24 protein-coding genes, 3 tRNA genes, 1 other RNA gene and 1 pseudogene are annotated in these 25,581 nt (G+C 73.8%); 17 read left to right on the forward strand and 12 right to left on the reverse strand.

What is annotated here, in order from left to right; translation table 11 throughout:
- The first annotated feature begins 25 nt into the window (after positions 1 to 25).
- Positions 26 to 98, forward strand: a tRNA-Gly gene (locus tag ACWDNY_RS12105).
- 98 nt (positions 99 to 196) lie between these two features.
- On the opposite strand, the gene ACWDNY_RS12110 is transcribed toward ACWDNY_RS12105, so the two are convergent.
- The 6 genes from ACWDNY_RS12110 to ffs all read right to left on the reverse strand — a co-directional run bounded on the left by ACWDNY_RS12110 (position 197) and on the right by ffs (position 9,383).
- Positions 197 to 1,096: a phosphoribosylaminoimidazolesuccinocarboxamide synthase gene (locus ACWDNY_RS12110; protein WP_451645629.1), complete on the reverse strand. Its 900-nt coding sequence runs from the start codon at positions 1,094 to 1,096 to the stop codon at positions 197 to 199.
- A gap of 163 nt (positions 1,097 to 1,259) precedes the next feature.
- A complete protein-coding gene (locus tag ACWDNY_RS12115; protein ID WP_451645630.1) occupies positions 1,260 to 2,750 on the reverse strand; it encodes a N,N-dimethylformamidase beta subunit family domain-containing protein in 1,491 nt (496 codons plus the stop codon).
- A 387-nt stretch (positions 2,751 to 3,137) separates the two neighbouring features.
- Complete coding sequence (locus ACWDNY_RS12120) at positions 3,138 to 4,919, reverse strand: hypothetical protein (protein ID WP_451645656.1); 1,782 nt, start codon at positions 4,917 to 4,919, stop codon at positions 3,138 to 3,140.
- Between the two features lie 307 nt (positions 4,920 to 5,226).
- Positions 5,227 to 6,480, reverse strand: coding sequence for a phosphoribosylamine--glycine ligase (purD, locus tag ACWDNY_RS12125; protein ID WP_451645631.1), 1,254 nt, complete (start codon positions 6,478 to 6,480; stop codon positions 5,227 to 5,229).
- A 355-nt stretch (positions 6,481 to 6,835) separates the two neighbouring features.
- Positions 6,836 to 9,238, reverse strand: coding sequence for a DNA polymerase III subunit gamma and tau (locus ACWDNY_RS12130; RefSeq protein ID WP_451645632.1), 2,403 nt, complete (start codon positions 9,236 to 9,238; stop codon positions 6,836 to 6,838).
- A 46-nt stretch (positions 9,239 to 9,284) separates the two neighbouring features.
- An RNA gene (gene ffs, locus ACWDNY_RS12135) (signal recognition particle sRNA small type) lies at positions 9,285 to 9,383 on the reverse strand.
- Between the two features lie 72 nt (positions 9,384 to 9,455).
- Between ffs and ACWDNY_RS12140 the strand changes: the two genes are divergently transcribed.
- Positions 9,456 to 9,543 (forward strand) — tRNA-Ser (locus ACWDNY_RS12140).
- A 79-nt stretch (positions 9,544 to 9,622) separates the two neighbouring features.
- Here the strand turns inward: ACWDNY_RS12140 and ACWDNY_RS12145 are convergent.
- Positions 9,623 to 9,904, reverse strand: a complete 282-nt coding sequence (locus ACWDNY_RS12145; protein WP_451645662.1) for a hypothetical protein — start codon at positions 9,902 to 9,904, stop codon at positions 9,623 to 9,625.
- Between ACWDNY_RS12145 and ACWDNY_RS12150 the strand changes: the two are divergent.
- A pseudogene (locus tag ACWDNY_RS12150) lies at positions 9,816 to 10,061 on the forward strand (ATP-binding protein); the annotation flags it as partial. The gene ACWDNY_RS12145 and the pseudogene ACWDNY_RS12150 overlap by 89 nt on opposite strands.
- A gap of 55 nt (positions 10,062 to 10,116) precedes the next feature.
- Here the strand turns inward: ACWDNY_RS12150 and ACWDNY_RS12155 are convergent.
- On the reverse strand, positions 10,117 to 10,845 hold the full coding sequence (locus ACWDNY_RS12155) for a DUF2637 domain-containing protein (protein ID WP_451645633.1): 729 nt from the start codon (positions 10,843 to 10,845) through the stop codon (positions 10,117 to 10,119).
- 129 nt (positions 10,846 to 10,974) lie between these two features.
- Positions 10,975 to 11,280: a hypothetical protein gene (locus tag ACWDNY_RS12160; RefSeq protein ID WP_451645634.1), complete on the reverse strand. Its 306-nt coding sequence runs from the start codon at positions 11,278 to 11,280 to the stop codon at positions 10,975 to 10,977.
- 433 nt (positions 11,281 to 11,713) lie between these two features.
- Here ACWDNY_RS12160 and ACWDNY_RS12165 point away from each other — a divergent pair, with 433 nt between their 5' ends.
- Positions 11,714 to 12,577, forward strand: coding sequence for a DUF72 domain-containing protein (locus ACWDNY_RS12165; RefSeq protein ID WP_451645635.1), 864 nt, complete (start codon positions 11,714 to 11,716; stop codon positions 12,575 to 12,577).
- Positions 12,578 to 12,632: 55 nt separating this feature from the next.
- Here ACWDNY_RS12165 and ACWDNY_RS12170 read toward each other — a convergent pair whose 3' ends face one another.
- Entirely contained in the window at positions 12,633 to 14,675 is a 2,043-nt protein-coding gene (locus tag ACWDNY_RS12170) for a copper resistance protein CopC (protein ID WP_451645636.1), read from the reverse strand.
- 301 nt (positions 14,676 to 14,976) lie between these two features.
- On the opposite strand from ACWDNY_RS12170, the gene ACWDNY_RS12175 reads away from it, so the two are divergent.
- The 4 genes from ACWDNY_RS12175 (at position 14,977) to ACWDNY_RS12190 (ending at position 18,240) form a co-directional block, all read left to right on the forward strand.
- Positions 14,977 to 15,570: an HhH-GPD-type base excision DNA repair protein gene (locus tag ACWDNY_RS12175; RefSeq protein ID WP_451645637.1), complete on the forward strand. Its 594-nt coding sequence runs from the start codon at positions 14,977 to 14,979 to the stop codon at positions 15,568 to 15,570.
- Between the two features lie 177 nt (positions 15,571 to 15,747).
- The gene (locus ACWDNY_RS12180) at positions 15,748 to 16,416 is read left to right on the forward strand and encodes an HdeD family acid-resistance protein (RefSeq protein WP_451645638.1); all 669 of its coding nucleotides are present in this window, start codon (positions 15,748 to 15,750) and stop codon (positions 16,414 to 16,416) included.
- A 509-nt stretch (positions 16,417 to 16,925) separates the two neighbouring features.
- Positions 16,926 to 17,222 carry a type II toxin-antitoxin system VapB family antitoxin gene (locus tag ACWDNY_RS12185; protein ID WP_004943146.1) on the forward strand — a complete coding sequence of 99 codons (297 nt, stop codon included), beginning with the start codon at positions 16,926 to 16,928 and terminating at the stop codon, positions 17,220 to 17,222.
- 385 nt (positions 17,223 to 17,607) lie between these two features.
- Entirely contained in the window at positions 17,608 to 18,240 is a 633-nt protein-coding gene (locus ACWDNY_RS12190) for a LytR C-terminal domain-containing protein (RefSeq protein WP_451645657.1), read from the forward strand.
- 256 nt (positions 18,241 to 18,496) lie between these two features.
- On the opposite strand, the gene upp is transcribed toward ACWDNY_RS12190, so the two are convergent.
- On the reverse strand, positions 18,497 to 19,132 hold the full coding sequence (gene upp / locus ACWDNY_RS12195; RefSeq protein WP_451645639.1) for a uracil phosphoribosyltransferase: 636 nt from the start codon (positions 19,130 to 19,132) through the stop codon (positions 18,497 to 18,499).
- 150 nt (positions 19,133 to 19,282) lie between these two features.
- Here upp and ACWDNY_RS12200 point away from each other — a divergent pair, with 150 nt between their 5' ends.
- The 8 genes from ACWDNY_RS12200 (at position 19,283) to ACWDNY_RS12235 (ending at position 24,124) form a co-directional block, all read left to right on the forward strand.
- Positions 19,283 to 19,513: a hypothetical protein gene (locus tag ACWDNY_RS12200; RefSeq protein WP_451645640.1), complete on the forward strand. Its 231-nt coding sequence runs from the start codon at positions 19,283 to 19,285 to the stop codon at positions 19,511 to 19,513.
- A 455-nt stretch (positions 19,514 to 19,968) separates the two neighbouring features.
- Positions 19,969 to 20,508, forward strand: coding sequence for a tRNA adenosine deaminase-associated protein (locus ACWDNY_RS12205; RefSeq protein ID WP_451645658.1), 540 nt, complete (start codon positions 19,969 to 19,971; stop codon positions 20,506 to 20,508).
- 182 nt (positions 20,509 to 20,690) lie between these two features.
- On the forward strand, positions 20,691 to 21,122 hold the full coding sequence (gene tadA, locus ACWDNY_RS12210) for a tRNA adenosine(34) deaminase TadA (RefSeq protein WP_451645659.1): 432 nt from the start codon (positions 20,691 to 20,693) through the stop codon (positions 21,120 to 21,122).
- Positions 21,123 to 21,301: 179 nt separating this feature from the next.
- Positions 21,302 to 21,386 (forward strand) — tRNA-Ser (locus ACWDNY_RS12215).
- Between the two features lie 85 nt (positions 21,387 to 21,471).
- Positions 21,472 to 21,651 carry a hypothetical protein gene (locus ACWDNY_RS12220; RefSeq protein WP_451645641.1) on the forward strand — a complete coding sequence of 60 codons (180 nt, stop codon included), beginning with the start codon at positions 21,472 to 21,474 and terminating at the stop codon, positions 21,649 to 21,651.
- On the forward strand, positions 21,648 to 21,941 hold the full coding sequence (locus tag ACWDNY_RS12225; protein WP_451645642.1) for a Dabb family protein: 294 nt from the start codon (positions 21,648 to 21,650) through the stop codon (positions 21,939 to 21,941). The genes ACWDNY_RS12220 and ACWDNY_RS12225 overlap by 4 nt, the downstream gene beginning before the upstream one ends.
- Positions 21,942 to 22,122: 181 nt before the next feature.
- On the forward strand, positions 22,123 to 22,950 hold the full coding sequence (locus ACWDNY_RS12230; protein ID WP_451645660.1) for an RNA polymerase sigma factor SigF: 828 nt from the start codon (positions 22,123 to 22,125) through the stop codon (positions 22,948 to 22,950).
- 247 nt (positions 22,951 to 23,197) lie between these two features.
- Positions 23,198 to 24,124 (forward strand): RNA polymerase sigma factor SigF, encoded by a 927-nt coding sequence (locus ACWDNY_RS12235; protein WP_451645643.1) that lies wholly within the window; start codon positions 23,198 to 23,200, stop codon positions 24,122 to 24,124.
- Between the two features lie 227 nt (positions 24,125 to 24,351).
- Here ACWDNY_RS12235 and ACWDNY_RS12240 read toward each other — a convergent pair whose 3' ends face one another.
- On the reverse strand, positions 24,352 to 24,546 hold the full coding sequence (locus ACWDNY_RS12240; protein WP_451645644.1) for a hypothetical protein: 195 nt from the start codon (positions 24,544 to 24,546) through the stop codon (positions 24,352 to 24,354).
- 536 nt (positions 24,547 to 25,082) lie between these two features.
- Between ACWDNY_RS12240 and ACWDNY_RS12245 the strand changes: the two genes are divergently transcribed.
- On the forward strand, positions 25,083 to 25,577 hold the full coding sequence (locus ACWDNY_RS12245; RefSeq protein WP_451645645.1) for a MarR family winged helix-turn-helix transcriptional regulator: 495 nt from the start codon (positions 25,083 to 25,085) through the stop codon (positions 25,575 to 25,577).
- Positions 25,578 to 25,581 lie beyond the last annotated feature (4 nt).

Here is a 25,581-nt window from a genome sequence, read left to right on the forward strand (position 1 = left end):
AGTTGGCCTCGCGCCACGGCGCAGTGCGGACGTAGCTCAGTTGGTAGAGCGCAACCTTGCCAAGGTTGAGGTCGCGAGTTCGAGCCTCGTCGTCCGCTCAGAGAGTGAAGGCCCCGGTCCACCGACCGGGGCCTTCGACGTTCCTGACCAGGGGTTTCCGGTCACCGGACCCGGGGGCCCGGTGCGCCGTCTCCCGTCAGGACCAGCTCAGGCCCGTCAGCCGCTCGTACGCCTCCACGTACTTCGCACGGGTCGCCTCCACGACGTGCTGCGGCAGCGCCGGCGGGGGCTGCTCGCTCCCGCGGTCCCAGCCGGACTCGGCGGAGGTCAGCCAGTCGCGCACGTACTGCTTGTCGTACGACGGCTGCGCCCGGCCCGGCTGCCACTGGTCGGCCGGCCAGAAGCGGGAGGAGTCCGGGGTGAGCACCTCGTCGGCGAGGACGAGATCGTCGCCGTCGAAGCCGAACTCGAACTTCGTGTCGGCCAGGATGATGCCCCGGTCGCGGGCGATGTCCCGGGCGCGGCCGTAGACGGCGAGGGTCGCCTGGCGCAGCTGGGCGGCGGTGTCCGCGCCGACCTGGCGGGCGACCTCCTCGTAGGAGACGTTCTCGTCGTGCTCGCCGACCTCTGCCTTGGTGGCCGGGGTGAAGATCGGTCCGGGGAGTTCCGAGCCGTCGACGAGGCCCTCGGGCAGGGCGAGGCCGCAGACCGTGCGGGACTCGGCGTACTCGGCCAGGCCCGAGCCGGTGAGATAGCCGCGGGCCACGCACTCGACGGGCACCATCCGCAGCGACTTGCAGACCAGGGTGCGGCCCGCCCAGTCGGCGGGGGCGCCCTCGGGCACGTCCGTGCTCAGGACGTGGTTCGGGACCAGGTCGGCGAGCAGGTCGAACCACCACAGGGAGAGCTGGGTGAGGATGCGGCCCTTGTCGGGGATCTCCGTGGGCAGCACCCAGTCGTAGGCGGAGAGGCGGTCGCTGGCGACCATCACGAGGTCGCCCGCCTCGTTCCGGTACAGCTCGCGCACCTTCCCGGTGTGCAGGTGCACCAGCCCCGGAACCTCGATCGGCTCGGGCTTTTCGACGAATCCGGACACGGTTCCTCCCCGTGGTGGAAGACGGACGGGTCCCCGTCGGGCCCGCACGGAGGGGGTGGCGGGCGACGGGTGGTCCCAGTGGCTCGATTCTCCCGTACGAGCGGGGCCGGCCTCGGGCTGGGGTGCGGGCCGGGCGGGCCGGCCGCGGGCGTGCCACGGACGTTCAGTCGCGTTTGCAGATGCGGTCCAGGAGGTTGGCGGTGGCCCGCTGGATCCGCGCGTCGACGTGGCCGGGGCGGTCGAGGGCAGGAGACCAGGCGAAGGTCCCGGACGCGAAGACCCAGGCCCCCGAGGGCGCGCGGTGGAGGGAGGTCTCCTGGTGGCGCAGGACGCCCTCGCCGTCGGTGTACGGGGAGTGGGCGAGCAGGACGCGGTGGTCGTGCTCGGGCAGCGGGGTGCGCGGGAAGTATCGGTCCGCCTCGCCCGCGACCAGTCCCTCGATCCCGTCGCCCTCGTGCGTCCCGGTCGCCTCCCACAGCCAGTGGCCGGCGTTGCGGACGATCAGCGGGTGCGGCTCGGGGACGCTGCCCGCGTACTGGATGCCGATCAGCAGCTGCTCCGGCCGGTCGACCTCCCGCCACAGCACCGGTCGGCCCGGCCCCTTGCGCTTGCGGCAGGTCAGCAGGCGGTCGGGCACACCGGACGGGGAGGGGGCCAGCTCCACCTGCCAGTACATGGTGTTGGCGGAGAGGAAGACCAGGGACGTGCCGTGGTCGCGGGCCCGTTCGACGGTGCGGCGCATGGGGGTCGACCAGTACTCGTCGTGGCCCGGGAAGAGCAGGCCGCGGTAGCGGGTCGGGTCGACCCGGCCGGCGTGCAGGTCGCGGGCGTCGGCGTAGGAGAGGTCGTAGCCGTAGCGCTCGGCCCAGCGGATGACGTCGTAGGCGTGGCCGACGTGCAGCGGCAGGCCCGCGCCCGCGTAGGGGCGGTCGAAGGAGACGGTCGTCGCGGCGTCGGCCTCGCCGAGCAGGCGGCCGTCCTCGTCCCAGGCGTGGTACAGGCTGGCGCCGGTGCGGCCGTCCTCCGGGTAGAGGTTGTAGGCCTGCCAGGTGATGTCGGGCAGGACCATGAGCAGGTCCGCCGGGCGGTCGTCGCGGACGGTGAAGGGGACGTGGGAGCGGTAGCCGTCGGCCGTGGTCAGCACGGCGACATAGGCGCCGACGCTCCAGTACGAGGGGACCTGCAGACGCCACGACAGCCACCAGTGGTGACAGGAGACCGTGCGGTCGGCGGTCAGCGGCGGGGGCTGCACGATGCCGGACAGACGGGGGCTGGTGGTGATCTTGGCGGCGCCGTCGCCGCCGTAGTGGCCGATGCGGTAGACGTCGACGCCGAACTGCTGCGGCGGGTCGACCGTGACGTGGAAGTCGATCGCCTCACCGGGAGCTACGGCGCCGGTGTCGGTGAAGCCCTTGATCTGACGGCGGACGTCGTCGGCCGAGCGGGGCCCGCCGGAGGAGCGCGGGGCCGGAACGCGGGGGACCCCGGCGGCGGGCCGCGGGGGCGTTTCGACGTACCAGGGCACCACGTGGCCGGTGTCGTCGAAGTACGCCTCGGTCCCGCGGAGCCAGGGGAGGGGCCCCTGTCCGAACGGATCCGTCACGGCGTGCGCGAGTGCTCCCGACTCCCAGCGGCGGATGTGGTCCGATCCCATGGCCGTCCCCTCCCTCGTGCCCCCGTGTGGTCCGCGGTGGTCCTGGTGCCCGGCGGGTACGCGGTTCGTGGCGCGTACCGGAGTCCTGCCGCGTACGCGGGGTGTGGTGCGTACGCGCGCGTGTGCCTGTCGTATGTCGCGCGCTCTTGCCAGATGCGCGGTCGGTCCCAGCACATCACATGTGGCGCGCAGTCTGTCACTATTGGTTGCCGATTGACCGAAAGTGGAGTCGGGTGGTCCGGTAACTTCCCGGTGAGCGTCCGCCGCCCCTCCGGCCGGCCCGGCGGGGCGCTCGGCCGCCGTCAGCCGGGCACGCGCGGGACTGCCGGTCCTGCGGCCCCGGCTCCCGCCGCCGTCCCGCGGGCCCTGGTCCCCGCGGCCTGCCCGTCACACCAGCCGTACCGGTTTCTCCGGGCGTATCCCCAGGTCGGCCAGCCAGTTCCGCAGCGGGGCCGGGTCGCCGTCCTCGACGAGCGCGAGCACCCTGGGGCCCAGGTCCGCGGTCCTCTCCCCGTTGATCAGCAGGGACGGGCCGTCGAGCCAGTCGAGTCCCGGGGCGGCGCCGACGGTGTCCATCGCCGCGCAGCACACCATGGCGGTGACATGGTCGGCGAGGAGTTCGCGGCCGGTGCGCGGCGGCTGGAGCGGCAGCAGCGGCAGCGAGCCGTCGTCCCACAGGGCCGAGGCGGGGATCTGGGCGGCGGTTTCCGCCGAGGCGTCCCGCGCCGGCGGTGCCGCCGCCTCCTCGCGCGCCACCTCGGCGCTGAGCCCGGCGGCGAGCGCGGCGCTCCGCTCGTTGGCGAGACCGTCCCCCACCTCCTGGCCGTCCTCCGCCGGCCGGCCGCCACGGCCGGGGCCCGCGGGCGGCACGGGGCGGTGGTCGCCGACGGGCGGCGTCCCCAGGTGGTCCAGGACACGGGCCAGGGTCGGGCCGTGCGGGTCGGTGGCCGGCGGCTGCGGGGAGCGGCGGACACCCAGGGCGTCGAGGACCCGGTGGAGGCGGGCGGCGTCCGTGCGCCACTTCCGGTCGACGACCTCCTCCGGGTACTGCTGCCAGTCCACCGGGGACCAGTCCGGGCCGCGCCCGGCCGGCCCGCCGTGGAAGAGGCGGGCGGCCAGCAGCGAGGCGGCCTCGTCGACCAGGCCGGGCTCTTCGAGCAGGTCGCAGGCGGGGCGCTCGCCGAGGCGCGAGGCGAAGCCCTCGGCCAGGCGGTCCCGGCGGGACAGCTCGGTCAGCGCCGAGACGACGCCCGCGTCCAGCCGGGACGGCCAGCGGCCCATCCGCCAGGCGGGGAGCGCGACCCGGGTCAGCAGCCGGTCCCAACCCGCGTAGGCCAGCCCCACCTGCTCCTGGGCCACGATCCGGAGGCCGTAGTCCACCGCCTGGGCCCGCTCGGCGGCCGCGGCCGCCACCCCCCGCTCCATCTGGACGGCGTGCTCGCGGCAGCCCCGCAGCAGCAGACCGGCCACCCATCCCAGTCCCGCCCACACCGACCGGGCCGGTGGGCGGCGTCCGGACGTCGAGGCCACGGCCACGGCCGCGTCCAGCCCCCGGACGAAGCGGCGGGCCGCGGCTATGTCGGGCTGCGCGGACGGCCCCGTACCGGCGACGACCGGGGCGAGGACCGCCCGCAGCTCGCCGACGCGCATCCACCACAGGAACGGGGAGCCGATGACGAGGACCGGCGCGGCCGCACGCCCGGACCGGACGGAGGCGTGTCCGGGTGTGCCGCCCGCGTCGCCGCGGTGCCCGGCGGGAGGGCCGTGGGCCGGGTGGGTGCGGTCCTCCAGCCAGCTGTCGCAGTCCGGGGTGAGCGCTATGGCGGACGGGGCCGGCACCTCGAGGCGGTCGGCGAGGTCGCGCACCAGGCGGTACAGGTCCGGGGCCGACTCCTCGGGGATCGGGACCGTCGGCGTCGTGGCCGGGCGGGCACGGGCGACGACCAGGCCGATGCCGGCGGCGACGAGCAGGACGAGCACCGCCGCCACGCCCGCGATCCAGCGGACGGCGTCCCAGCCCTGGCCCGTCAGGTGCCCGGTGGAGCCCCCGGCCAGGAGGACGACGGCCACGGCGGCGGGCAGCAGAGCGAGGGCCAGCGCCCTGCCGCGGACACGCAGCACGGCGACGGCGCGGGAGCGCGCGGCCTGCGCGCCGACCTCCACACCCATACCGGTCACGACCGGACGTCACCCCCTCCCGACGGTCCTGGTGTTGCTCACTCCCCCACTGTGGCACCGCGCACCGACATCGCAATGCCGGTGGGCCAAGTGCCGGAACGCTTGCGCCGCACCCTAGTTGGGGCTTCGGCCCCCGTCAGCCGTAACCATGATTGGTCACTCGATGGAATGGCTTTGGTCAGAGGTGGATGACGTACAGCAAAGATCAGGCCCCGGATCTTCGTCCGGGGCCTGCGGCGTGCGTGGGGGATGTAGCTGCCGGGGCCGGTGAGCCGCCGGAGCGATGGCCGGAAAACGGCTACGCCTCCGCGGCCGCCTTCGCCGCGATGTCCGTCCGGTGGTGCGAACCGTCGAGGTTGACGCGGGCGACGGCCGTGTAGGCGCGGTCCCTGGCCTCGGTCAGGTCCCTGCCCGTGGCCGTGACCGACAGCACGCGGCCACCCGCGCTCACCACGGTGTCGCCCTCGCGCCGGGTGCCGGCGTGCAGGACGTACGCGTGCGGGGCGTCCTGACGGGCCACCTCGTCGAGCCCGGTGACGGGGTCGCCGGTGCGCGGGGTGCCGGGGTAGTTGTGCGAGGCGACGACCACGGTGACGGCGGCCTCCTCGCTCCAGCGCAGCGGCTCCACGTGGGCCAGGGCGCCCGTGGCCGCGGCCAGCAGCAGCCCGGCCAGCGGCGTCCGCAGCCGGGCCAGCACGACCTGCGTCTCGGGGTCGCCGAAGCGGGCGTTGAACTCGATCACGCGGACACCGCGGCCGGTGATCGCCAGGCCGGCGTAGAGCAGGCCGGAGAACGGCGTGCCCCGGCGGCGCATCTCGTCCACGGTCGGCTGCAGCACGGACTGCAGCACGTCGTCGACCAGCTTGGGATCGGCCCAGGGCAGCGGGGAGTAGGCGCCCATGCCGCCGGTGTTCGGGCCCTCGTCGTTGTTCAGGGCGCGCTTGAAGTCCTGCGCGGGCTGCAGCGGGACCACCGTCACGCCGTCGGTGACGGCGAAGAGGGAGACCTCCGGCCCGTCGAGGTACTCCTCGACGACGACGCGGTCGCAGGCGGCGGCGTGGGCCTTCGCCGCCTCGACGTCGTCGGTGACGACGACGCCCTTGCCGGCGGCGAGACCGTCGTCCTTCACCACGTACGGGGCGCCGAAGGCGTCGAGGGCGGCGGCGACCTCCTCCGCCGTCGTGCAGACGTACGACCGGGCCGTGGGAACGCCGGCGGTGGCCATCACGTCCTTGGCGAAGGCCTTGGAGCCCTCGAGCCGGGCCGCCCGGGCGGACGGACCGAAGACCGGGACGCCCGCCTCGCGCACGGCGTCGGCGACACCGGCCACCAGCGGGGCCTCCGGACCGACGACCACGAGGTCGGCGCCGAGCCGACCCGCCAGCGCGGAGACGGCGGCGCCGTCGAGGGCGTCCACCTGGTGCAGCTCGGCGACCTCCGCGATGCCGGCGTTGCCGGGAGCGCAGTGCAGCGCCGTGACGTCGGGGTCGAGGGACAGGGAACGGCACAGGGCGTGCTCGCGGGCGCCGCTTCCGATGACGAGGACCTTCACGGGGTCAGCCTAACGGCAGCGGGCCGAGGCGGTTTGTGCGGGCTTCCGAAGGGTGGGGGGCAGGGGACTCGTGCGTTCGTCCAAGGCCCGCGGCCGGGAAGGCAGCACACGGCGGGCGCCGCCGACCGCGCAGGAACGTTCCGGTGACGACGAACGGCAGACCACGGGGCCGCCGGGGAGCGTCCCGGCCGTCAGTGGAGCATCCGGCCGTCACCGGGACAGGCGCCGGCGCCGGACCCGGATCGCCCTCTGGCGCCCGCGTGGCGGGTGCGGTCGTCGGTGTCGCCGCCGGTCAGGCACCACGCGACACGCGACCGCGGGTCGGGCGCCTGCGGGCGCGAGGCGGCGCCGTCCGTCACTCCGTGGTGTACTCCTCCACCACCGTGGCCCCGAGCTCGCGCACGATCAGCTCGTGGCCGGACAGGGCCGACTCGTCGAGGTCGGGGTCGTCGTCCTCCGGGATGTCGTCCTCGGGGGCGACGGGCGCCGGGGCGGGCGCGGACGGCCGTGGCGGGGCGGAGGAGGGCACCGCGGCCGACGCCGTCCGGGCCGTCGACGCGGTCGGTGCGGGCGCCGCGGCCACGGACTGCGGAGCTGCCGCCGTTCGCTGGGCGGTCGCGGTCCCGCCGCCGTAGCCGCCGCCACCGCCGCCACCGAACCCGTAGCCGCCGCCACCGCCGAACCCTCCGGGCGGCGGCGGTGCCGATCCACCGCCCGCGGGATCGACGATCGCCTCGATCTTCCACTGGACGTTGAACAGCTCGGCCAGCGCCTGGCGCAGCACGTCCTCACTGCCGCTGCTCGCGAAGTTGTCGCGGGCGCCCGCGTTGACGAATCCGAGCTGGAGCGTGGTGCCGTCGAAGCCGGTCACCTGGGCGTTCTGACTGAGCAGGATCCAGGTGAAGCGGCGCCGGTTCTTGACCGCTTCGAGGATGTTCGGCCACAGGGAGCGCGGGTCGAGGCCGCCCGCCGGGGCCGGCGCGGAGGGGCCGGCCGGGGAGGCGGGAGAGGCAGCGGGGGCGGACGGTGTCGCGGCCGCCCGCGCCGGTGCCTGGCCTCCCGGCGCGGCCGCGGGCTGTCCGCCGCCCGGAGCCGCCGCCGTGGGCCAGCCACCGGGACGCCGGCCGCCGCCCGCCGCGGCCGCGGTGGGCCAGGCACCGGGCGCGGACGGAGCGGAGGCCGCCGCTGAGGGTGCGGCCTGCGCGGCGGCCGGAGCCGCGGCGGCGGGGGCGGGTGCCTCCTGGAAACGGTCACCGGCGGCAGGCCCCGGCGGGGTGGACGGCGCGGAGGGCGCAGGACCACCGGGTGCCTGGCCCAAGGAGGGGCCGGGTCCCTGGCCCGAGGAGGGGCCGGCCGGTCCATGGGCGCCCGACGGTCCCGGAGCTCTCGCAGCCGCCGCGGTCCCCGCACCGGCGGGAGCGCCGGAAGCGCGGACCGCCGCGCGGGCCGCCGCGACACTGCCTACCGGCGGAACCGGGGCGCCCGCGGGACCACCGCCGGGGGGAGCCGCGAGTGCGGGCCCCGCGGGAGCCGCCGCCCCGTGGGCCTCCGGACCGGGCACGTATCCCATGGCGGGTGCCCCGGCGCCCGCGGAGAAGCTCACACCGCGCTCGATCCGGTCGAGGCGGGCCATCACGGACCGCTCGTCGCCGTACGCCGCGGGCAGCAGGACACGGGCGCAGATCAGCTCGAGCTGGAGGCGCGGCGACGTGGCACCCCGCATCTCGGTCAGCCCCTCGTTGACGAGGTCGGCGGCGCGGCTCAGCTCGGCTGCGCCGAAGGAGTGGGCCTGGGCCTGCATCCGCTCCAGCACGTCGGCGGGGGCGTCGATGAGTCCCTTCTCCGCCGCGTCCGGGACCGCGGCGAGGATCACCAGGTCCCGCAGTCGCTCCAGCAGGTCGGCGACGAAGCGGCGCGGGTCGTTGCCGCCCTCGATGACGCGGTCGACGACCTCGAAGGCCGCCGCGCCGTCCCCGGTGGCGAACGCCTCCACCACGGAGTCGAGCAGCGAGCCGTCGGTGTAGCCGAGCAGGGCGGTGGCCATGGTGTAGGTCACACCCTCGTCCCCCGCGCCGGCGAGCAGCTGGTCCATGACGGACATGGAGTCACGCACGGATCCGGCGCCGGCCCGTACGACCAGCGGCAGGACGCCCTCCTCGACGGGGATGTCCTCCTTCTGGCACACCTCGGCGAGGTAGTCGCGCAGGGTGCCCGGCGGGACGAGCCGGAAGGGGTAGTGGTGGGTCCGGGACCGGATGGTGCCGATGACCTTCTCGGGCTCGGTCGTCGCGAAGATGAACTTCAGGTGCTCCGGCGGCTCCTCGACCACCTTGAGCAGCGCGTTGAAGCCGGCCGACGTGACCATGTGGGCCTCGTCGATGATGTAGATCTTGTACCGGCTGCGCGCGGGTCCGAAGAAGGCCTTCTCCCGCAGGTCACGGGCGTCGTCCACACCACCGTGCGAGGCTGCGTCGATCTCGATGACGTCGATGGACCCCGGGCCGTTCCTGGCCAGGTCGCGGCACGACTCGCAGACGCCGCAGGGCGTGGGCGTCGGCCCCTCCTCGCAGTTCAGGCAGCGGGCGAGGATGCGCGCGCTGGTCGTCTTGCCACAGCCGCGCGGACCGCTGAACAGGTACGCGTGGTTGACCCGGTTGTTCCGCAGCGCCTGCTGCAGCGGGTCGGTGACATGCGCCTGCCCGATGACCTCGACGAAGGACTCCGGGCGGTAGCGGCGGTACAGAGCGAGAGACGACACGCATACGAGGTTATAGGCGCCCACCGACAACCGGGCCGGCCCGGTGAACGCGAGCGCCCCCCACGCACCCGCTAGAGCCGACTTACCCTTGCTGCCTTCCGGCCCTGGGGGAGTTCAGTCAGATAGCGCCGCGTGGGGGGCTGCGCACAGCGTACCCGATGCGGACCGGGCGGAACGAGTTCGCGAGCACACCTCCGGGTCATGTAATGTTTCCGGCGGAGGATTCGCCTAGAGGCCTAGGGCGCACGCTTGGAAAGCGTGTTGGGGGCAACCCCTCACGAGTTCGAATCTCGTATCCTCCGCCAGTGCCTCACCGGGCACGATGTCGAAGGGCCCCACCGTTCGCGGTGGGGCCCTTCGACGTTGTCCGTCTCAGTTTCCGTCTCAGTCGGTCTTTTCCTCGGCGCCGGGTGGCGTCCGGAGCGCGTCACCCACCTGCTGGGCGACCTTGCGGAGCATGACTCCCGTCACATGCACGTACCGCGCCCGCTTCCGGGCAACTCTCCCCCGGGGCTCCCGGCCCATGACCGAGTCGATCAGGACGTCCGGGACGCCGGGGATCTGGGGCCCGTCGGCCGAAGCGGTCGTGGGGCCGCTGAATCCGGCCGACATCGGCGAGATGCCCGGGCTCGAGCCGGCGGCCGCCTTCGGCGCGGCCCTGGTCACGGGGGGTCTCTCGCTGATCTGCGCGGGGTGGCGGCCCGGAGCGGACGTCTGGGAGTTCCTCGGCGACTCGCTGGACAACCCGCTCTCGGCGCTGCTGGTCTCCGCCGAGCGGTCGCCGGCCGCGGAGGTCCCGCCGCGGACGATGAGCGGGGAAGTACGAACGCCCCGGCCGTGCGCGGCGGTCGGGGCGTCGTCGTCGTGTGGGTGGAGCCTCAGGAGGGCTGGGCGGGCTGGGCGGGCTTGGGTGCGGATGCGGCCTTTCCGGCGTCCGCGGAGGCGTCCGGCTGCGGGTTGCGGTGCACTCGGTGGCGCGGAGTCGTCCGGCGGGGCGGGCGGGTCAGCGTGATCTGGCGGACGAGTTGCTGGAAGCACGCCAGGGAGGCGAGGCCCGGCAGCGCGGCCGCCGCGACGTCGACGACCGTCCTGGGCGCCTGCACCACGCACAGCAGCATCGCGATGGCCGAGAAGAGCAGGACGACGCACCAGGAGTGGACCGCGCGTCGCTGGTGCAGAGCGGCCCGCAGGACGGACAGCGACGCCACCAGCCAGGGCCCGTACACCAGCATGGGCCACCAGGAGGCGAGTCCCGTCTCCAGGCGGGCCATGGCCACCAGGCGCAGCGGGTCGTAGGCGACCATCCCGCTGAAGAAGCTCACCGAGGAGGCGGTCACCGCGGCCAGGGCCGCGGTGACGTGGCTGGCCGTGCGCACGCCGTCGAACTGCCTGCGCCGCCGGACCTTGCGGTGGCCGCGCTGGGCCTCCCTCAGCGGGCCTAGTTCCGCCGTGATGTCCTGCAGGTTCTCCAGGGGGCTGCCGGAAGTCCGCGTGGGCTCCGGGGGCTCGTCCTCGGACGGGGGAGCCGCGGTCCGCTGCTCCTCCATCGCCTCCTGGAGCATGAACGCCAGTTCCTCGGCCGGGTCCCAGGCGGAGTCGGGGGGCACCAGGGGCGCCGAGGAGAATTCGGCCGGACCTCGGTGCCGACCGGTGCCGGCTGCCACGAATCCGCCCGGGTGATCGGCGGGATTTCCCGTACGTTGGTCGATTCGTTCGTCATACATGACGCGGTCCGGCTATTCCACTCCCGTAAAAACGGACTGGGCATCCGAACGGACCCACCGCCGGGCGAGGTCGGCCTCCAGCACGCTCATCTCATCCAGGAAATTCCGCAGCAGGGGCTCGGTCACCTTCACCGCCACCGACGGTCCGCCTCTGGTCAGGATTCCGCCGGCCGCGGCGACGGCCGACGCGGCCGACGCCCGGGCCGGGGCGGGGTCGTGGGTGGAGGGACCCGGCGCCACCCCGCGACCGGCCGTCGCGCCCGCCCGCCCCTGGCTCACAAGCAGGCGGATGCGCCCTTCCCTGGTTGCCTCAGTCATACCGCGATTAACGCCGTACGGGTGCGCCGGATGCGCGGCAAACGGGTGAAGGAATTCCCCTGACAAGCCCTATATATGCGGTGAGAGCGGCGCCCGCCCGGCCGGCGGGACGGCGGCCGACACGGGGAAAATCCGCCTCGGGCCCGCGGTTTTCGGCAGCTGACGCGCCGTCTAGCGCGCACGTGTCGCGTCGCGGCACGCCCACCTTACGTCGTCAACACCGTAATACGGCGACATCGACGCGCCGCGACCGGCATTGCCGAGGTGTCCGAAAAGAAATCGCACTCCGGGCAGAAATACAGACGATCGGTGTTCACGGAGCGGCATGCCGCATATGCCGGTGGGGGTGAACACATCCGACCCTCCTCATGCCGGTCCCATTCCCGGGCTCGCCGCGTGTCAACGGACGGCCACCTCGGGGTAACCGCCCGCCATGGCAGAGATCCTGGTTGGCGCGTGCTCGTGGACGGACCCGATGCTGGTGCGCAGCGGCTGGTACCCGGTGGGATCCCGGAGTGCGGAGGGCCGGCTGCGCCACTACGCCACGCGGTTGCCGATCGTGGAGGTCGACTCCAGCTACTACGCCCTCCCCAGCGAGCGCAACAGCCGGCTGTGGGTCGAGCGGACCCCGGACGGCTTCGTCTTCGACGTGAAGGCGTTCTCCCTGCTCACCGGACACCCCACCCGGTCCGCCCTGCTGCCGGAGGGCGTGCGGGGCGACCCGCGGGATCCTGCGGTGCTCGACGAGGTGTGGGACCGGTTCGCCGGGGCGGTGGAGCCGCTGCGGCGGGCGGGACGGCTGGGCAGCGTGCTGTTCCAGTTCCCGCCGTGGTTCCGCCCGGGGGCGCGGGCCGAGGAGTTCCTCGAACAGTGCGCCGGACGGACGGACAAGTGGCCGGTGGCCGTCGAATTCCGGCATCCGGCGTGGTGGCGGGAGGAACAGGCCGACGCCACGTCCGCTCTGCTGCGCCGGTACGGCTTCGCCGCCGTCGCCGTCGACATGGCGCAGGGGCTGCCCTCGTCCATCCCTCCCGTCGCGCCCGTCACCTCCTCGCGGCTGTCCGTCGTCCGCTTCCATGGGCGCAGCGCCGCCTGGGGCACCGGCAGCAAGGAGGACCGGTTCCGGCACGACTACACCGACGGCGAACTCGCGGAGTGGGTGCCGCGGCTGTCGTCCCTCGCCGGGCGGGTGGAACAGCTGCATGTCCTGTTCAACAACTGCTGCGGCGACGCGGCGGTCCGCGCCGCCGAGCGGATGCGGGAGCTGCTCGACGGGCGGCAGCGCGCGGAGGGCTGAGCGCGGGCTGTTCCCGGGAGGTGGGGAGGCTGGGCTCCGGGCTGGGCGTCGTCCGTTACCGCAGGATCCGTATCGTCCTCGACGCGCTCGTCTGGTCCAGCTCCGAGATCCGTACCGTCGCCTTCGCCGTCCAGGTGCCGGCGATCGGGAGGTTGAGGTCGTCGGTGCCCCAGTAACCGCCCTTGTCGGTGAGCCGGGCGTCGATCGGGCCGATCCGCTTGGCCGGAAGCGACAGGGACAGGCGCAGTTCGGGGACGACGGCCAGGCCGCCGTCGGCACCGAAGACCACCGCCTCCACGGCGTTCTGCCCGACCCGGCCGGGCTCCAGGGTGATCTGCACGGTGCCGTGGCCGCCCGGGGTGCCGAGGTCGAACGGGATCGTCGTGACGGAGGCGGTCCGGCCGCCGGCCACGGGTGCCGCGTCGGCCGCTTCGGCGGCGGCCCGGCCCGGCAGGGTGCCGGTCAGTGTCGTCGTGATGCCCAGCACCACCACGCTCACCGCGACTTCCGCCAGGACGGAGCGGCGCAGGCCTCGGCGCCACGCCTCACGGACGGAGGAAGACGCGGACGCCTCCTTCGGAGTGCCGGCGGCCTTCGGCGTATCGGCGGTCTCCTTCGAGGTACCGGCGGGCGTGGCCTTATCGGGCTCGGCTGCGGACACGCCGGGCGCACCGGGCGCCGAGGAGCGCACGGCTGCGTTCGGCGATGTGGAGGAGAAGGAGGAGGAGGAGGAGGGCGCTGCCGCGCGCGACACGGAAGGGGCCGTGGCCGCGCTCGGCTCCCGCTCCGGCTCCCGGGACCGGTCGGGGTCGCCCGGCCTCCTGGGCACCGCCGGCGCCGACCACCTCGCCGTCCAGCGACGCGAACGGCCCGCGGCGGCGAGCAGCACGATGACGACCGCCACCTTGGCGAGCAGGAGCCGCCCGTACGCCGTGCCGGTGAGCGCGGTCCACGAGCCGAGGCCGCGCCAGGACTGGTAGACGCCGGTGACCAGCAGGACGGTCACGGCGGCGAGGGCGAGGCGGGAGAAGCGGGCCACCGTCGCGGTCAGTGCGGTGACACCGTCCGCCTCCGCCGCGGTATCCCGCCCCCCGGTGGCCTCCCGTCCGCCCGCATCGCCCGCAGCAGCCTCTCGCCCCACCGTGTCCCCCGCCGCGCCCCCCGGTGCCCGGCGCAGCGTCGTGAGCAGGGCCGTCAGACCGCCGAGCCAGACCGCCATGGCCAGCAGGTGCAGCACGGAGGACGTCATCGCCACGGGGACCTGGATCCCGGCCGACGCGTGCTCGGCCGCCGCCCAGGTAAGAGCCAGGGCGAGGGCCAGGGCGGTGCCCCCCGCGAGCATCGGGCGTGAGGGGCCCCGCCCGCGGCGCCGAAGCAGCCGTACGAGGACGACGGCGGTCGGCGGAAGCAGCGCGAGCCGGGTGACCAGGGCTAGGCCGGGGCGGCTCGTCAGCGTGCGGCCCAGGGACTCGGCGTCGAAGGCCGAGGCCGGACCCGCGCCCGTCTCGTAGGGGGCCCGCAGCAGCACCAGGACGACCGTCGAGGCGAGCAGGACCCACCAGCCGGCCGCCAGCGGCCGGCGCAGCGCGCCCGGATCGGGCGGACGGCAGGCCAGGACGAACGTCGCCGTGCCGATGAGCAGGGCCAGGGCCGCGTACGCCGCGTAGCGCGCGAGAGCGTGGAGAGCGCCGGTCACCGGGTCCTCCACCGGGCCCGCGGCGACCGCCGCCGTCGGGGACGGCTTGCCGACGGAGAAGGTGAAGGCCCCGGAGACCGGATGGCTGTCCGCCGACACCACGCGCCACGCAACGGTGAACGTGCCCTGCCCCAGCCCGGACGGCAACGGCACGCGCGCGGTGTCGCCCCGGCCGGACGCGTGTTCCGCCTCGCCCGTGCGCACGCGCCGCCCGTCGGGGTCGAACAGGCGGAAGGAGTCGTCGAGCAGGCCGACGGACTCGGTGAAGGTCAGCGTGACGGCGCGGGGGGCCGTCCTGACGACGCTGCCGTCGGCCGGGTCGGCCGCGCGGAGGGCGGCGTGCGCCGAGGCGGTTCCGGCTCCGCCGAGGAGGAGCAGGACCAGGAGCGCGCCGAGCAGCACCGCCCCCGGAAGCCGCCGGCCGCCCCGGAGCCCCTGATGGTCTCGACGCTCTGCGTGTCCCCGGCATCCTCGGCGTTCTCGCCGTCCCTGCCGTCCGCAGCGCGCACTGCCGTCACATCCCTCGCTCCGCCGTCGGGCCACGTCACTTCTCCGTTGTGGGACTTGGGCTTCTGAACAGGTACGGACCGGGCCCGGACATCACTCACCCCGGGGCCCGCCCGCAGGGGCCGGCCGGGCCCCGCCGTGGGCCGGCAGACCGCCCCCGGCTGCGACGGAGACGGCGCGGGGTGATCATCGTGACATGGACGTCACGCTGCACCTCGCCCAGGACCCCGAGGCCGACGCGCTGCTCGGGCGCAGCCCGCTCGCCGCACTGATCGGGATGCTGCTGGACCAGCAGATTCCCATGGAGTGGGCGTTCAAGGGCCCGGCGACCATCGCCCGGCGGATGGGCACCGACGACCTGGACGCGCACGAGATCGTGGCGTTCGAGCCGGAGACCTTCGCCCGGCTGCTGTCGGACAAACCGGCCGTGCACCGCTATCCCGGGTCGATGGCCAAGCGGATCCAGCAGTTGTGCCGGCACCTCGTCGAGCACTACGACGGCGACCCCGAGGCCCTGTGGAGGGACGTCGGCAGCGGGCGCGAGCTGCTGGAACGGCTCCAGGGGCTGCCCGGGTTCGGCAAGCAGAAGGCGCAGATCTTCCTCGCCCTGCTCGGCAAACAGCTCGGCGTGCGGCCCGAGGGGTGGCGCGAGGCCGCGGGCTCCTACGGCGACCCGGGCTCCTTCCGGTCCGTCGCCGACATCACCGGGCCCGAGTCGCTGGCCGAGGTGCGGGCGTACAAGCAGGAGACGAAGGCGGCGGCCAAGTCGGCCAGGGCGCCCGAGGACTGAGGGCGCGGGCAGGGACCCGGTACCGGAGCGCGCCGGTCCGCAGAGGGGGATCCCCCAGCCGTGCGGACCCGGCGCGAAACCAGGCGCCGGCCGTTCCGGCGACCGTTCAGGTGCCGGCGTCAGCCGACCGGCCCGCCCCCACTGGCCGGACACGTCCGCCCGGTCCCAGCATGGGGCATGAGCGAGCCACCGAGCGGCTCCCCGTGGGGCCAGGAGTACGACGACCGCCGCGTGCACGCGGCACGCGCCCCGCACGCCCCGCCGCTGTACGACGAACGGCCGCTGGAGGGCCCCCTGCACACCCTCTCGCGCGCGGCCTGGCGGGCCGTCCTCGCCGCCGGAGTGGCGGCTCTGGTCCTGGGCGTCCTGATGCTGGTCTGGCCGGGGCCCTCCCTGCTGGCCGCCGCGATCCTGCTGGGTCTGTACCTCCTCGTCAGCGGCGTGCTCCAGCTGGCGGCCGCGTTCGGCACGCACAGGACGGCCTCGCTGCGCGTGCTGGCGTTCGTCAGCGGGGCGCTGTCCATCCTGCTGGGCCTGTTCTGCTTCCGCGGCACCCTCCAGTCGATCCTGCTGCTCGCCCTGTGGATCGGCATCGGGTGGGTGATCCGCGGGATCACGCAGACGCTGGCCGCCGTGCACGACCGGACGGCACCCGCGCGCGGCTGGCAGATCTGCCTGGGCCTGCTCACCTTCGCCGCCGGCGCCGTCCTGATCGTCTCGCCGCTGGAGTCGGTCGCCGTGCTGGTCCTGGTGGCCGGCTGGTGGCTGGTGGTCGTCGGGATCGTCGAGATCGCGACGGCGCTCCGGATCCGCGGCCACGCCGCACGCGTCCCACGCACCGTGTGAACACCCCACCCGGGGGCGGCCGTACGCCGTGCGGGCGAACACCAAGAGCGAAGGGGAACGCGGCGCATCCGCGCAGGAGCGGGCTCGGCGCGGGAAGGGCGGCGGACTCGAAGGGGTCCCGCACCCCTCCGTCCGGACCCGACGGAGGCTCAGTGCGCCCCGAGCCACTCCCCGTTATCCACAGGCTGTGGACAACTGTGCGCCGACGCCGGACGGGGCGACACGGGTGCCGCCGCGGGGCGGCCGGCGAGCCGGTACGCGAGCAGGCAAGTCCCCACCGGTGTGGGCGAGTCGGCCACCGGCGGACGCGTCCCGCAGACCGCGACGGCGCCCTCGCGCGGTCACGCCGCGAACTCCCGCCGGACGGGGAGCGGTCGCCACGGCGCGTTCCGCCACCGCTGACCCGACGTGACATGATGCCGCTTTGCCCGGGTTCTCCACGACATTTCCCACGTCGCACTCCGTCGCCATGGCTGCGCCCGGAACGCCGGGGCCGGTAGGCTTTCCGTGTGATCTTCAAGCGCATCGGAAACGGCCGGCCGTACCCCGACCACGGCCGGGAAAGCACCCGGCAGTGGGCGGACGTCGCGCCGCGCCCGGTCCGCCTCGATCAGCTGGTGACCACCAAGCAGCAACTCGACCTGGAGACGCTGCTCGCCGAGGACTCCACCTTCTACGGCGACCTCTTCGCCCATGTCGTGAAGTGGCAGGGCGACCTGTATCTGGAGGACGGCCTGCACCGCGCGGTGCGGGCGGCGCTCCAGCAGCGCCAGGTGCTGCACGCACGCGTGCTCGAGCTGGACTGAGCGCGGACGGACCGCCGGAGCGCGTCCCCGCGCACCGCCCCGCCCATCCCCCGCGGACCGCCAAAGCGCGTCCCCGCGCAGACCCTGAGCCGTCCCCGCACATGGCCGGCCCGCGCCCCTGGCGCACGGCCGGAACGCGCACCCCGTCAACCAGCGGGCGCGTCCCCGCGGATCGCCCGGCTCATTCCCCGCGCACCGCCCGGACCATCCCCCGCGCACCGCCCGGACCATCCCCCGCGCACCGCCGAACCCGGTCCCCCACACCGCCATTCGGTTCCGGTGTGGACCTTTCGGGTTCTGCTGGGCCCCGTCCAATGATCATCTAGTAGGAATCACCGCCCGCGCGCACTACGCTGCGCTCATGAGCATGCTGACTCCCCCCGGCATGGGCGGGCAGTACCGGATCACGGGGAACAAATACCCGCGAATGCGCAGGCCCCGGCGGCGCGGCAGGCTCGTGATGCTGTCCGTGGCCTCCGTCGTCGCGCTCGGCGTGCTCGGCTGGGGCACGCTGCAGCTCGTCGACGTCTTCAGCGGTGGCGGCAGGGCCGAGGCGGGCGGCGCCGGGACGGACTGCGCGGCCACGCTGTCCGCGTCGGCCCGGAAGGGTTCCTCGCCCACGGCCCCGCCCCGGGTGCTGCCCAAGCCGGCCGGGATCACGGTGAACGTCTTCAACGCCACGCCCCGCAGCGGCCTGGCCAAGCAGACCGCGGACGAGCTGAAGAAGCGCGGCTTCCGCATCGGTCAGGTGGGCAACGCCACCCAGCAGTTCGACAAGAAGGTCAAGGGCAGCGGGCTCCTCCTGGGCCCCGCCTCGTCCCTCAACACCTCGCTGCCCGTGCTCGCCACCCAGCTGACCACCGCCGAGCGCCGCACGGACGCCCGCAAGGGCGCCGACGTCGACCTGATCATCGGGGACGGCTTCCAGGCGCTGACGCCGCGCGCGGACGCCGACAAGGCGCTGACGGCCCTGGCCGCGCCGACGCCGGCGGCGCCCACCCCGAAGAAGGGCTGCTGAGCCGCCGTATCCCCTGGTGACCGGGCGGCCCCGGCACAGGCGGCCGGGCGGCGCCCCCCGGAACGGGGGCCAGGGGGCTGTCCGGCGGAGCAGGCCGGAGGAGACCGCACTTCGCAGCCCGGATGAGCGGGGTACGGTGCGTGCGGCTGCACGGTGGAAAGCGGCGTCGACGCGGGGCGTCGGCAACCGACGGCAACGCCGCGGACGGGCGTGCCGTACCCCGCGTCTCCGGCATGAGCCGCCGGACAGCCCCTGATTACTCGGCGGCCCCGTACATCCGGTCGCCCGCGTCCCCGAGGCCGGGCACGATGTAGCCGTGCTCGTTGAGGCGCTCGTCCACCGAGGCCGTCACGACCGTCACCGGGGTGCCGGCCAGCTCCCGCTCCATGACCTCGACGCCCTCGGGCGCGGCCAGCAGGACCACCGCGGTCACGTCGTCGGCACCGCGCCTGATCAGCTCCTTGATCGCGGCGACCAGTGTGCCGCCGGTGGCGAGCATCGGGTCGAGGACGTAGACCTGGCGGCCGGAGAGGTCCTCCGGCATGCGCGTCGCGTACGTGGAGGCCTGCAGCGTCTCCTCGTTGCGGATCATGCCGAGGAAGCCCACCTCGGCCGTCGGCAGCAGCCGCACCATGCCGTCCAGCATGCCGAGGCCGGCCCGCAGGATCGGCACCACCAGCGGACGCGGGTGGGAGAGCTTGACGCCGGTGGTGCGGGCCACCGGGGTGTCGAGGTCGACCTGTTCGGTGCGCACGTCCCGCGTGGCCTCGTAGGCCAGCAGGGTGACCAGTTCGTCGGCGAGCCGGCGGAAGGTCGCGGAGTCGGTGCGGCGGTCGCGCAGGGTGGTGAGTTTGTGGGCGACCAGGGGGTGGTCGACGACGTGGAGACGCATGGGCCTAACAGTAACCGGGCCCCGTGACCGCCCGCCCGCCCGCTATCGCCGCCCCGGACCGCACCGGCCCCGGCCCCCCGTCCAGCGCTTTACCGGCATCAAACCGGCCGCCGTGGGGAACGTGGGGAGACGGACTGGGGTGGTGAACCAATGCCTGACCGGCAATTCCGCGAGCATCCGACGTCACACCGGGAGAGCCCGGCACCGGACACGCCGGACACGCCCGGCCTGCCCGAGACGGACGCCGAGCGCCGGCGGCGCCGCGCCCGGTTCCTGCGCGAGCTCGCCGAGGCGCGCGCGCTGCGCGACCGCGTCCAGCCGCGCCGCGCCAAGGCCGCCCGACTGCGACACGCGATGCGGATGCGTACGTTCCGCTGGTGAACATCCGGAAACGGGCAGGTCGCGGTGGTCGGCATACGCCGGCCGGACCCCGCACTGAGACCGGAGGCGCTCCGCACCGACACCGGCCGCGGCACCGGACGGGCCACCGGCGGACACCGGACGGGCTACCCGTGGAAGCCTGCCGGGTTACCGGCGGAAGCCTGCGGCCAGCCCGCCGGGAAGATCCACGACGGGTCCGGCGTTGCGCCGGTGGGCATGCTTGGACGCCCGGAAAAGCCGCGTACGATCCGCAGAAGGCGGCAACGAGCGTGCTGGTGAGTCCGTCTCGGAACTGCGGTCGAAAGTGCCGGACACAGGGGGCCGAAGACATCCCCTGAGCGCCTGGTTTCTGCCACGATTCCGAGTGGGTGGGGCTCGGAGCCCAGCTCTCTCCGCCCAGAACCTCCGCCGGGGGGATTCCCAACCGGCACCCTATGACCAGTGGGAGAGTCACGGTGTACTTCGCCGCACTGCTCGCGCGCACCGAAGACGGGTGGGAAGCGAGCGACACGGAGCTCGACGATGTGGAGACGCTGGCCGACCTGGCCGACCTGGCCCGGGACGCCTCGACCGAGGACGACACGGTGCTCGTCCTCATCGAGCAGGAGGACTCGTGGTTCGGCGTCGTCCGCGTGGACGGCGAGGACGACCCTCGTATCTACGTCTCGGACGCCGCCGCCGCGGCCCGCAGCTCGTACGGCGAGATCCTGCTCACCGACGAACTGCTCGGCCGGGAGCCCGGCGACGACGTCCCCGACCTCGACGCCCTGGACCTCGACGGCACCGAGGACGGTGAGCCCGCGTCCGCCGAGGACGAGGACGAGGACGAGCCCGGCTCCGCCGAGACCATCACGCACGGCCCCCTCGGCGACGGCGAGATCCTCGACGACCTCGGCGTCGGCGAGAAGGAGCTGCGCGCCCTGGACGCGGACGACGCGCTGAGCGCGATCGCCGAGGCCCTGGGCGCCTCGGAGGTGCTGGAGACCGTCCGCTGACCGTGCAGGATCCGGATACGACACCGCAACCGGCCCCGGACGGCTCCCCGGACCCGGAGGGGCCCCCGTCCGGTGCCCCGGGGCCGCACGGCACGCCCGCCGGCGGCGACGCGCCGCCCCCGGGCCGTACGCCTCCGCCGGTCCGCGTGCCCGACCCGGTGCGCGAGCCCTGGCGGCCGGCGATGGGACTCGCTCTGGACGAGGCCCGGCGGGCCGTCCGGGGCGGGGACGTGCCGGTCGGCGCCGTGGTGCTGGCCGCCGACGGCACGACCGTGCTCGCCGCCGGGCACAACGAGCGCGAGGCCACCGGCGATCCGACCGCGCACGCGGAGGTACTGGCCATCAGGCGCGCCGCCGCCGCGGTCGGACAGTGGCGGCTGTCCGGATGCACCCTCGTGGTGACACTGGAGCCGTGCACCATGTGCGCGGGCGCCATCGTGCTCTCCCGGGTGGACCGCGTGGTGTACGGCGCGCGCGACGAGAAGGCGGGTGCCGCGGGCTCCCTGTGGGACGTCGTACGGGACCGCCGGCTCAACCACCGCCCCGAGGTGATCGAGGGCGTGCTGGCGCAGGAGTGCGCCCAGGTCCTCACCGACTTCTTCCGCACCCGCTGACCCGCCCGGTCCCGGGGGTTCCGGCGCTGCCCCCGGCGTCCGCAGGTGTCCACCGCTTCCACCGAGATGCACCGCGTCCGCCGAGCTCCGCCGGTGCCCGCCGGGAAGGGACCGGCTCCTGGCAGAACCCCCGGGAACGGATTTCAAACCTCGGGGCACCTTGCTGTAAGGTCTCCCTCGGTAGCGTGTCCGAGCGGCCGAAGGAGCTCGCCTCGAAAGCGAGTGTGGCGCAAGTCACCGAGGGTTCAAATCCCTCCGCTACCGCCGGAGAAGGGCCCCGCCACACGGCGGGGCCCTTCGTGCGATCATCAACAGCGCTCCGGGCAACCAGCGACAGGGGGAGGCCGCGATGGCCGTGAACGCCAAGAAGATCGCCGTCTACGTCCTCGTGGTCTTCGCGCTCTACGTGATCATCACGGATCCGGCCAAGGCCGCGGACTACGTGCAGATAGGATTCGAGGGCATATCGGACGCCGCCAAGGCCCTAGGCGACTTCATGAGCTGGGCCGCTCACGGAGGTAGCTCATGATCCGCCACCTGGTCCTCTTCAAGCTGAACGACGGCGTCGAGCGAGACGACCCGCGCGTCGTGGCGGGCGCCGAGGCCTTCCGCGCCCTCGGCGGGCAGATCGGCGACCTGCGCTTCTGGGAGTGCGGCTGGAACATCAGCGACCGGCCCATCGCCTACGACTTCGCGATCAACTCGGCCGTCGAGGACGCGGGCGCCCTCCAGCGGTACCTGGACCATCCGGCACACCGGGCGGGCGTCGCGCTGTGGCGCGAGTTCGCCACCTGGGTGATGGCGGACTACGAGTTCTGAGCCCCGCGGCCGCACCAGCTCACGACGGCCGGCCCCGCACCCTCCCGGTGCGGGGCTGTTCCGCTTCTCACGGCCTTCTTCCTCCCTCAACACGTGGTTATGCGGTGCTTGAACACGGTGCACCTGTCTTGTGATGCTATGACCGCTTTTGACGGATGAGTTGATCGACGAAGAGGTGGCGTTGACCGTGCCGGCCAGTACTGCGCCGCCCCAGGAAGAGGCTTCCGCTCAGGCACCGGCCAAACGCCGCGGCGCCGACACGCGGGCACTGACCCAGGTGCTCTTCGCCCAGCTGAAGGAGCTCGAACCCGGAACGCCGGAGCACACCCGCGTGCGCGGCGCGCTCATCGAGGCCAATCTCCCGCTCGTGCGCTACGCGGCGGGCCGTTTCCGCTCCCGCAACGAACCGATGGAGGACGTCGTCCAGGTCGGCACCATCGGGCTCATCAACGCCATCGACCGCTTCGACCCCGACCGGGGTGTGCAGTTCCCGACGTTCGCGATGCCGACGGTGGTCGGCGAGATCAAGCGGTACTTCCGCGACAACGTCCGCACCGTTCACGTGCCGCGCCGGCTGCACGAGCTGTGGGTGCAGGTCAACGGCGCCACCGAGGACCTGACGACCGCCTTCGGACGCTCCCCGACGACCGCCGAGATCGCCGAGCGGCTGCGGATCACCGAGGAGGAGGTGCTGTCCTGCATCGAGGCGGGGCGGTCGTACCACGCGACGTCCCTGGAGGCCGCCCAGGAGGGCGACGGGCTGCCCGGCCTGCTGGACCGGCTCGGCTACGAGGATCCGGCCCTGGACGGAGTGGAGCACCGCGACCTGGTGCGCCACCTGCTCGTCCAGCTGCCCGAGCGGGAGCAGCGGATCCTGCTGCTGCGTTACTACAGCAATCTGACCCAGTCGCAGATCAGCGCCGAACTCGGCGTCTCGCAGATGCACGTCTCCCGGCTGCTGGCACGTAGCTTCCAGCGCCTGCGGTCCGCCAACCGGATCGAGGCGTAACCCGTAAGGCGGAATGCCCTCATCAGCGCGGATACCGACACCCGCGCCCCGACAGACCGTCAGGCCCCGTGTGGACAGCGCCGATTGCCGTTCCAGATGTCGACATGTCACTACGGCGCGTTGCCGACATGTGACATTCTGCGGGAAGCGCGTTTGCCGCGGCTTCGGCTCCGGTATTCAGGTGAAGGCTGCGTTCTCCTCCCCGAGGAGGCCGGCCGCGACCGTCCCGCGACCCAGAGGGGGTGGCATGTCCGCAGATCAGGGCAGCTCCAAGGTGCTCACGCTCACGAAGAGCGAGGGCGCGCCCGAGGCGCTCGACGCCCTCGACGCTCTCGACGACGGAGTGGCCCTGGCGGCCACCCCGGCCCCGGCCCTTCCGACCGCCCCCACGCCGGCCCCGCCGGCCCCGGAGGACATCGACACCCGCACGCTGTCCCGCTCCCTGTTCCTGCGGCTCGCCGCGCTCGACGAGAACAGTCCCGAACGCGCCTACGTCCGGGACACCCTGATCGAGTTGAACCTCCCGCTGGTCCGTTACGCGGCCGCCCGGTTCCGCTCGCGCAACGAGCCGATGGAGGACATCGTCCAGGTCGGCACGATCGGCCTGATCAAGGCGATCGACCGGTTCGACTGCGAGCGGGGCGTGGAGTTCCCGACATTCGCCATGCCCACCGTCGTGGGCGAGATCAAGCGGTTCTTCCGCGACACCTCGTGGTCGGTCCGCGTCCCGCGCCGCCTGCAGGAGCTGCGGCTGGCCCTGACGAAGGCCAGCGACGAGCTCTCCCAGAAGCTCGACCGGTCCCCGACCGTCGGCGAACTCGCCGCCGTGCTGGGCGTGTCGGAGGAGGACGTCGTCGACGGCCTGGCGGTCGGCAACGCCTACACCGCCTCGTCACTGGACTCCCCGGCACCCGAGGACGACGGCGGCGAGGGCTCGCTGGCGGACCGCCTCGGCTACGAGGACCAGGCCCTGGAGGGCGTCGAGTACCGCGAGTCGCTCAAGCCCCTGCTGGCCAAGCTGCCGCCCCGGGAGCGGCAGATCATCATGCTGCGCTTCTTCGCCAACATGACGCAGTCGCAGATCGGCGAGCAGGTCGGCATCTCCCAGATGCACGTCTCCCGGCTGCTGACCCGCACCCTGGCGCAACTGCGGGAAGGTCTGATCTCGGACTGAGTCCCCCGAGTCCCCGCGGGTCCCGGGACATCTTCCCGGGCTGCGGGGGACGCCGGCCCATGGCCGCCGAGGCGCCCTCACGGTCGCATCGGCGGCCGTCGTCGGTCCGCCCCCGGTCGACGCACACTGCCGGAGGCCACATCGCGGATTCACCGCCGGATGCGCACCGTGGAACGGGCGGCCGCCCGTCGTCCGAGGAGCGCGGCCGTGGGCAGTGGCGGCGCGTTCTACTTGAGCGCCAGCCAGGCCACCGCGGCGACGATCACGACGGCGACGACGATCCCGGCGATCAGACCGACCCGCGGACCCGACTGGGTCTGCTGCGGACTGGCCTGGGGGGCCGCCTCGTCGACGAACGCGCGGAACATCTGGGTGCTGCCGGCGGGGTCGTAGTTGCCCTGGGGGCCCTGGGTGTTAGCCATGGCCCGAGACCCTAGCGAATACGCGTGAACGGCCCAAGCCCGGGTGGAGTTGAGGGTCCGGAGGGGTCCACGAGAGCCAGCCGATCCGCCCGGATCCTCCGGGTACGGTCCGCCGGCGGGCGAGGCTCCCCACCCACCGCTGCCCCACGGGGCGCCCAGGCCGCGGCGGACCTGGCGGACCCTGCGGGGCCGGTTGCCACGGCACAGCCCGGTGGGACCGGCACGGAGTCCCACACAGCCCCGCAAGACCGGCCCGGACTCCCGGACAGCCCGGCGGACCGGGCCCGGACTCGGGCGCTGCCCGGTGAGCCGCCCCACGCCGGCGGTCGTGCCCCCCGGCGGCCCGCACGGCGTTCCGGCACCGCCGCGCGTCCCCGGCCAGGTCGCTCGCGGCCGCCGTCATCCCCGTTGAGCTGGGTGTTCGCACCAGCAATACGCGCCTTTACCAAGTCTTTGCGACGCTCACCCGCTACTTGTTTGCCTGCAGCAACCAACAGCTTCTATGGTTGCCCTAAGCAACGAATACGGGAGATGTGATGGCCGAGCGCGCCCAGTACGAAGAGCTGGCGCGTCAGCTCAGCGCCGTCGGCGCCGTGAAACGGGGCATGGGACGCATCCTGCCGTCCGACTGCCCGGCCGGCTCCGCCGCCGTGCTGACACTGCTCGGCCGCCACGGGGACATGCGCATGAGCAGGCTCGCGGAGCTGCTCGCCGTGGACATGTCGGTCACCAGCCGGCATGTCGCGCACGTCGCCGAGCGCGGCTGGATCGAACGGCTCCCCGACCCGGCGGACAGGCGCTCACGCATCCTGCGCCTGACGACGGAGGGCCGGCACCGGCTCGACGATCTGTCCGAGTGGACCGCTCACCTGCTCGCCGACCGGCTGAGTGACTGGACCGACGAGGAGGTCGGCCAGCTCATCCGGCTGATGACGCGCCTGCGCGCGAGCTTCGGCGACTGCCGGTCCGCCCCGCCCCGGATCCCCGCACCCGTAGTCGAACAGACCACCCGTACACCCGCAAGCACGTAAGAAA

The sequence above is a fragment of the Streptomyces sp. NPDC003697 genome, from assembly GCF_053587115.1.